The organism is Streptomyces sp. ERV7 (genome assembly GCF_001653515.1).
Lineage (GTDB): Bacteria > Actinomycetota > Actinomycetes > Streptomycetales > Streptomycetaceae > Streptomyces.
Map to the genome: position 1 here is coordinate 1 of NZ_LYOY01000020.1, position 6,173 is coordinate 6,173.

7 protein-coding genes and 1 pseudogene are annotated in these 6,173 nt (G+C 75.7%); 5 read left to right on the forward strand and 3 right to left on the reverse strand.

The window, feature by feature from the left end:
- From A8W25_RS06035 to A8W25_RS06055, 5 genes and pseudogenes are all read left to right on the forward strand, one after another.
- On the forward strand, positions 1 to 914 hold a 914-nt coding region (locus A8W25_RS06035; protein ID WP_199831683.1), incomplete at its 5' end, for a lipid II flippase MurJ.
- A 22-nt stretch (positions 915 to 936) separates the two neighbouring features.
- Positions 937 to 1,623: pseudogene (locus A8W25_RS06040) on the forward strand (polysaccharide deacetylase family protein); the annotation flags it as partial.
- Positions 1,624 to 1,775: 152 nt separating this feature from the next.
- Entirely contained in the window at positions 1,776 to 2,954 is a 1,179-nt protein-coding gene (locus A8W25_RS06045) for a glycosyltransferase (protein WP_067157150.1), read from the forward strand.
- Positions 2,951 to 3,595, forward strand: a complete 645-nt coding sequence (locus tag A8W25_RS06050; protein ID WP_067157153.1) for a lipopolysaccharide biosynthesis protein — start codon at positions 2,951 to 2,953, stop codon at positions 3,593 to 3,595. Before A8W25_RS06045 ends, A8W25_RS06050 begins: the two co-directional genes overlap by 4 nt.
- On the forward strand, positions 3,592 to 4,770 hold the full coding sequence (locus A8W25_RS06055) for a GNAT family N-acetyltransferase (RefSeq protein ID WP_079125856.1): 1,179 nt from the start codon (positions 3,592 to 3,594) through the stop codon (positions 4,768 to 4,770). Before A8W25_RS06050 ends, A8W25_RS06055 begins: the two co-directional genes overlap by 4 nt.
- Here A8W25_RS06055 and A8W25_RS06060 read toward each other — a convergent pair.
- The 3 genes from A8W25_RS06060 to A8W25_RS06070 are packed head-to-tail and all read right to left on the reverse strand — an operon-like array spanning position 4,701 to position 6,127.
- Complete coding sequence (locus A8W25_RS06060) at positions 4,701 to 5,573, reverse strand: class I SAM-dependent methyltransferase (RefSeq protein WP_079125857.1); 873 nt, start codon at positions 5,571 to 5,573, stop codon at positions 4,701 to 4,703. The genes A8W25_RS06055 and A8W25_RS06060 overlap by 70 nt on opposite strands.
- Before the next feature lie 28 nt (positions 5,574 to 5,601).
- Complete coding sequence (locus A8W25_RS06065) at positions 5,602 to 5,946, reverse strand: glyoxalase/bleomycin resistance/dioxygenase family protein (protein ID WP_067157155.1); 345 nt, start codon at positions 5,944 to 5,946, stop codon at positions 5,602 to 5,604.
- A gap of 1 nt (position 5,947) precedes the next feature.
- Positions 5,948 to 6,127 carry a CopG family transcriptional regulator gene (locus A8W25_RS06070; protein ID WP_067157158.1) on the reverse strand — a complete coding sequence of 60 codons (180 nt, stop codon included), beginning with the start codon at positions 6,125 to 6,127 and terminating at the stop codon, positions 5,948 to 5,950.
- Positions 6,128 to 6,173: the final 46 nt, after the last annotated feature.

Genomic DNA, 6,173 nt, shown 5'->3' on the forward strand with positions numbered 1-6,173 from the left:
CCACCGCCCCCAAGGAGTCCACCGGCGCCCTGCGTCTGGCCATGGTCGCGCCCGTCGTCGTCTTCGCGCTCGGCCGCCAGTGCCAGACCCTCGTCGAGCGCCACCTCGCGGCCCCGCTGCCCGCGGGCGCCATCTCGCAGCTCAACTACGCCCAGAAAGTGGCGCAGATGCCGATGGTGCTCTCCCTGATGCTCTGCACGGTCACCTTCCCCGTCGTCGCCCGGGCGCTGGCGGCGGGCGAGACCGAGCGGGCCCGGCGGCGCGTCGAGGGCGATCTGCTGGTGGCGGGCGCGATCGTGCTGCTCGGCGGCGCCGTCGTGGTGGGCTGTGCCCCGCAGATCGTCCAGGTGCTGTTCCAGCGCGGCGCGTTCGGCCCGGCCGACACCGCCGCCACCGCCGCCGTGATGCGCGTGTACGCGCTCGGCCTGCTCGCCCAGACGATGGTCGGCGTGCTGGTCCGCTCGTACTTCTCGGCGGCCCGCCCCACCTGGTACCCGGCCCTCACCATGCTGGTGTGCCTGGCGGTGACGGCCGCGGCCGGCGCGTGGGCGGCGCCCGTGTGGGGGGCGCGCGGCATCGCCGCCGCCAACGCGCTGGGCATCGTGGTGGGCGCGCTGCTGCTGCTCGCCGGGGCGGGCCGGCGCCCGGTCGGCCTCCAGCGGCGCCGGGTCGGCGGCGAACTGCTGAAACTGGCCGCCGCCGGGGCCGGGGCGAGCGCGGTGTGCTGGTGGTGCGCCGCCCGCGTCACCGACCCCGCCGCCGCTCTCGCCACCGGCTCCCTCGCGGCCACCGCCGCCTTCCTCGTGCTGGCCCGCGCCGCCCGCGTACGCGGCTTCGCGCCGCTGGCGCTGCTGCGCACCCTGCTCCGCCTGCTGTCCCGCCCCCTCACCCGAAGGCCGAGGCATGCCCGTTGACACCCCCGCCCTGTGGGCAGCGATGTACCACTCGGTCGGCGCCCGCGCCGACGCCCGCGCGGACGACCCGTACAACATCACCGTCACCCCCCGCCGACTGGAGCGGCAGCTGCGCTGGCTGCGCGCCCGGGGTCTGCTCGGCGTGGGCATGGCCCAGCTGCTGCGGGCCCGCGCGGCCGGCGGCGGCACCCGTCTGGTGGGCCTCACCTTCGACGACGGGTACGCCGACTTCACCGAGGAGGCGCTGCCGCTGCTGCGCCGCTACGACTGCACGGCCACCCTGTTCGCCCTGCCCGGGCGGCTCGGCGGCACCAACGCGTGGGACCCGCTCGGCCCGCGCCGACCGCTCCTGGACGAGGACGGCATCCGGCGCGCCCTCACCTGGGGCATGGAGATCGGCTCGCACGGCCTGCTCCACACCGATCTGACCACCGCCGACGACGACACCCTGCGCCGCGAGACCGAGGAGAGCCGCGCCCTGCTGCGCGAGCTGACCGGCCGCGACGTACAGGGCTTCTGCTACCCGTACGGAACCGTCGACCAGCGGGCCCTGGACGCGGTGCGCACGGCCGGCTACAGCTACGCCTGCGCCATCGACCCCGGCCCTCTGACCGGCCGTTACGCCCTGCCGCGCGTCCACATCGGCGAGAGGGACACCAGCTGGCGCCTGCACCTCAAACGCGCCCTGCACCGCTGGCGGCGGCGCCCGCCCGGCGACGGCCCCGGCGCGGGGTTCGTCCCCGAGGACCGCCCGACGGTACTGGGCCCGCCGCGCACCCCGCAGGACGAGGACGCCCGCGAGAGCTCCCCGGCCCGGAGCACGGCCGCCGAGCGCCGCCCCGGAGCGGACCCGGAGGAACGGTGAGAGTCCTGCACGTCATCACCGGCCTCGGCGTGGGCGGCGCCGAACAGCAACTGCGCCTGCTGCTCGCCGAGTTGCCCGCCTCCTGCGAGGTGGTCACCCTCACCAACCCGGGCGCCGTGGCCGACGGCCTGGCCGCCGACGGTGTCCACGTACGCCACCTGGGCATGTCCGGCAACCGCGACCTGAGCGCCCTGCCCCGGCTGACCCGTCTGATCCGCCAGGGCCGCTACGACCTGGTCCACACCCACCTCTACCGCGCCTGCCTGTACGGGCGGGCCGCCGCCCGGCTCGCCGGGGTGCGCGCCGTCGTCGCCACCGAGCACTCGCTGGGCGCCGCCACCATCGAGGGCCGCCCGCTCGGCGCCGGGGTGCGCGCCCTGTATCTGGCCTCCGAACGCCTTGGCACCTCCACGGTCGCCGTGTCCGCGACGATCGCGCGGCGCCTGCGCGAGTGGGGCGTGCCCGCCCGCCGCATCCACGTCGTCCCCAACGGCATCGACGCGGACCGCTTCCGCTTCGACGCACTGCTGCGGTCCCGGGCGCGCGCCCTGCTGGGCCTGCCGCAGGACGCCTACGTCATCGGCGGGGTCGGCCGCCTGGTCGCGGGCAAACGCTTCGACGTCCTGATCCGGGCCCTGCCCCACCTGCCCGGCGCGCATCTGCTGCTGGTGGGCGGCGGCGAGCAGGAGGCCGTACTGCGGGCGCTGGCCGCGCGGCGGGACGTGGCCGGGCGGGTGCGCTTCGCGGGCGAGTGCGCGTACGAGGGCGCGGGCGGCGGCCTGGACCTGCCCGCCCTGCTGGCCGCGATGGACGTCCTCGCCTCCCCCTCCGCCGACGAGGCGTTCGGCCTGGCGGTGGTGGAGGGCCTGGCGGCGGGTCTGCCGGTCGTCTACGCGACCTGCCCCGCCGTCGACGACCTGCCCCCCGGCCGGGCGCCGGGCGCGGTCCGGGCCGACGCGGCGGCCTTCACCGACGCCCTGCGGGCGGCACGCGGCTCGGCGGCCGGGCGCCTGCCCGTCCCCCCGGCCGTCGCGCACTACACGATCGCGTCGGCGGCGGCCCGGCTGACGGCCGTCTACGAGGCGGCCCTGCACGGCACCACCCCCGTACTCGGCAAGCAGTCCCCTCCCCCCACCTCGGACACCTCGGTCACGTCAGGAGTGAGCGCACGATGAGCCAATCCCCCAGCCCGTGGCGCCGGATGCGGTCCCACCCGGGCGCGCGGCCGCTGCCCAGATGGTGGCCGCTGCCGGTGTGCGCGCTGCTCGGCACCCTGGCGGGCGGTGTGTACGGGCTGGCCCGGCCCGCCGAGTACACCGCGACCAGCTATGTCGTGGTGACCCCGACCGGCAAGTCGGACCCGGCCACCGCCCTCGGCTTCGCCCAGGCGTACGGGCGGGTCGCCACGCAGGTCGCGGTGATCGGCGACGCGCAGGCGTGGGCGGGTGTGCCCGCCGACACGATCCGCCGCAAGGTGCGGACGGCGACCTCGCCGGACGCGCCGATGATCGCCATCACCGGCACCTCGGGGCGCCCGCGCGAGGCGGCCGACATCGCCAACGCGGTGGCCCGCGCGCTGACCGTCAACGGCGAGCACACCGAATCCAGCACGGGCGTACGGCTGGTGCAGTTCTCGCGCGCGGCCAGGCCCGTCGACCCGTCGTCGGCGCCCGCCTCGCTGACCGCCCTGGTGGGCGGCTGCGCCGGGGGCCTGACCGGCGGCCTGATCCTGCTGGTGCGGCCCAGAAGGCGCGAGCCCGCGCCCGTACCGGCCCCCGCCCTTCCCTCCGGTGTGCCCTACGGGGGCGCCCGGTGACGGTCACGGCGCCGGGGACCACCGCCCTGGTGGGCGAGGTGTGCACGGACACCGGCCGGTTCGCCGGCCTCGCGCCCGAGTGGCGCGGCCTGCACGGCCGCTGCCGCACGGCCACCCCGTTCCAGAGCCACGCCTGGCTGCACTCGTGGTGGACGTCGTACGGCGTGACCGGCCGGCTGCGGGTGGTGCTGGTGCGCCGGGGCGGCGAACTGGTCGCGGCGGCCCCGCTGATGCTGGTGTTCCGCCCGTTCCGCACCCTGGTGCCGCTCGGCGGCCCGATCACCGACTTCACGGACGTACTGCTCGACGACAGCTGCAGGCAGGAGGCGGCGCGGGCGCTGGTGGCGGCGGTGCGGGAGGCGGCAGGAGGCGCGCTCGTGGACCTGCGCGAGGTGCGCCCCGGCGGCGCCGCCGAACTGCTGCACACCCAGTGGCCGGGGATCCGCGCCAGCCTGGCGGACTCGGCGTGCCTGGAGCTGCCCGCCGCCCCGATGGACGCGCTCCTGGCCCGTCTCGCCGCGAAACCGGCCCAGCGGGTCCGCGCGAAGCTCCGCCGGATCGACACGCTGGGCGTCGACGAGCGGGCGGTCCCGCCCGAGGAGGTCCCGGCCGCCCTCGACTCCCTGCTCACCCTGCACCGGTTGCAGTGGCGCGGGCGCGGAGTGACCCGCGAGCACCTGCGCCCCCGGTTCGCCGAGCACCTGGACCGCTCGGTGCGGCTGATGGTGGCTCAGGAAGAGGCGGTCCTGACCGAGTTCCGCCTGGAGGGCACGGTCGTGGCCGCCGAGCTCACCCTCCAGTCGCCCACCCTGGCCGGCGGCTACCTCTACGGCGCCCACCCCCGCCTGCGCGAGCGCAAGGTGGACGTGGCGGCGATGCTGATGCGCGCCTCCGCCCGCCGCCTGGACGGCAGCGGGCGCGCGGTGCTGAGCATGCTGCGCGGCAACGAGCCGTACAAGCACCACTGGCGCCCCGACACGATCCGCAACCAGCGCTTCCTGCTGGCCCGCGGCACCCGCGCGGCTCCCCTGCTGTGGTGGTGCACGGGATACGCGCGGGCGCGGCGCCGGGCTGTCGCGTACGTACGGGAACTCCGCGCCGGGCGTCAGACGGTGGCGACCAGCACGTCCTCGCCGCTGGAGGGGCGCAGTCCGTCGGAGCGGCCCGCGAAGTAGCGCTCGGCGTGCGTGGCCGCCGACACATGGCGGGCGTCGGCGAACCCGGTCTCGCGGGCCAGGGCCAGCATCTCCTCGGGGGCGTAGAAGCTGAGGAACGGCGTGCCGGACGCCCGGGCGCCTTCCTCGCTCGCCCGCATCCCCGGCCGGTCGGCCTCGTCGACGAGGCCGACCGGCAGCATGAACGTCATGGCGAGCGTCGAGCCGGGCGCCAGCGAGGCGATCCGGCGCAGGGTGGCGGCGGTGGCGTCCTTGGTGAGGTACATGGAGACGCCGGTGGAGACGACGACCGCGGGCCGGGCCGGGTCGAACCCGGCGGCGGCGAGCCGCTGCCACCAGTCCTCGTTCGCCTCGAAGTCGACCGGCACCAGGTGCAGCCACTCGGGGATGTCGTAGCCGAGTGCGGCCAGGCGCCGGCGCTTCCAGGCCTGCGGGCCGGGCTGGTCGACCTCGAAGATCCGCAGCCGGGAGGCGATCTCCGGCCTGCGCTGGGCGAAGGTGTCCAGGCCCGCGCCCAGGATGACGTACTGGGTGACGCCGAGGTCGCTCTGCTCGGCGATCAGGTCCTCGATGAACCGGGCGCGGGCCGCGATGGCCGCGCGCAGCCCGCTGGTGGCCCGCGGGTCCATGTCGGGGCGCTCGCGCCAGCCGTCCCCGGGGTCCGCGATCCGCAGCCCGACCGCGTCCTCGACGACGTGCGGCGCCGGGTCGGCCTCCAGGTGCAGCGCCCGCCACAGCGCGGTCCGTACGGCGGTGTTGTCGGGCCCGGGTATCCGCTCGCCCGCGACGACGCTCTCCATCATGTTCCCCCTGTGATCCTTGTTCGCCCGGTCAGTTCCTGCCGGGAGCCTGCAGGCTCCACACGCGCCCGTCCGGGTCGCGGACGGTCATCTCCCTGGTCCCGTAATGGGTGTCCTCGAACGGCGTGACCACGTCCAGGTCGGCGTCGGCGGGGAAGGCGTCCGCGTCGGGCACCTTCAGCACGATCCGCGTCTGCGGCTCCTGGTCCTCGGGCACCTCGGCGATGAAGACGTACGCGCCCTCGCCGTTGCGCAGCATGGCCGAGTTGTGGTCGGTCGCGAACTCCAGCTCGTAGCCGAGCGTCTGGAAGAACTTCGCCGCCCTGCCCCAGTTGTGGGTCGTCAGGAAGACGGCCTCGATTCCTTCGGTCGCCATGTCAGTTCTCCCCCTCGGTCGAGGTACGTCCGGTCCCGTGGGCGTCGTCGAGGTAGGCCCGCAGCGCCTCGGCGACCAGCGCCGAGAGCGAGGTGCCCGACTCGATGGCGCGGTACTTGACCTGCTTGATCAGCGAGATCGGCAGATACACGTTGAATTGCTTGACTTCCTCATCACCCACGAGAGGGATGCTAGCACGCTAGCGTGCTAGCAAGCTAGAGATCTCG

Coding starts and splice junctions, on each gene's coding strand:
- A8W25_RS06050 (WP_067157153.1), top strand. CDS start 2,951: ATGAGCCAATCCCCCAGCCCGTGGCGCCGGATGCGGTCCCACCCGGGC.
- A8W25_RS06060 (WP_079125857.1), bottom strand. CDS start 5,573: ATGATGGAGAGCGTCGTCGCGGGCGAGCGGATACCCGGGCCCGACAAC.
- A8W25_RS06065 (WP_067157155.1), bottom strand. CDS start 5,946: ATGGCGACCGAAGGAATCGAGGCCGTCTTCCTGACGACCCACAACTGG.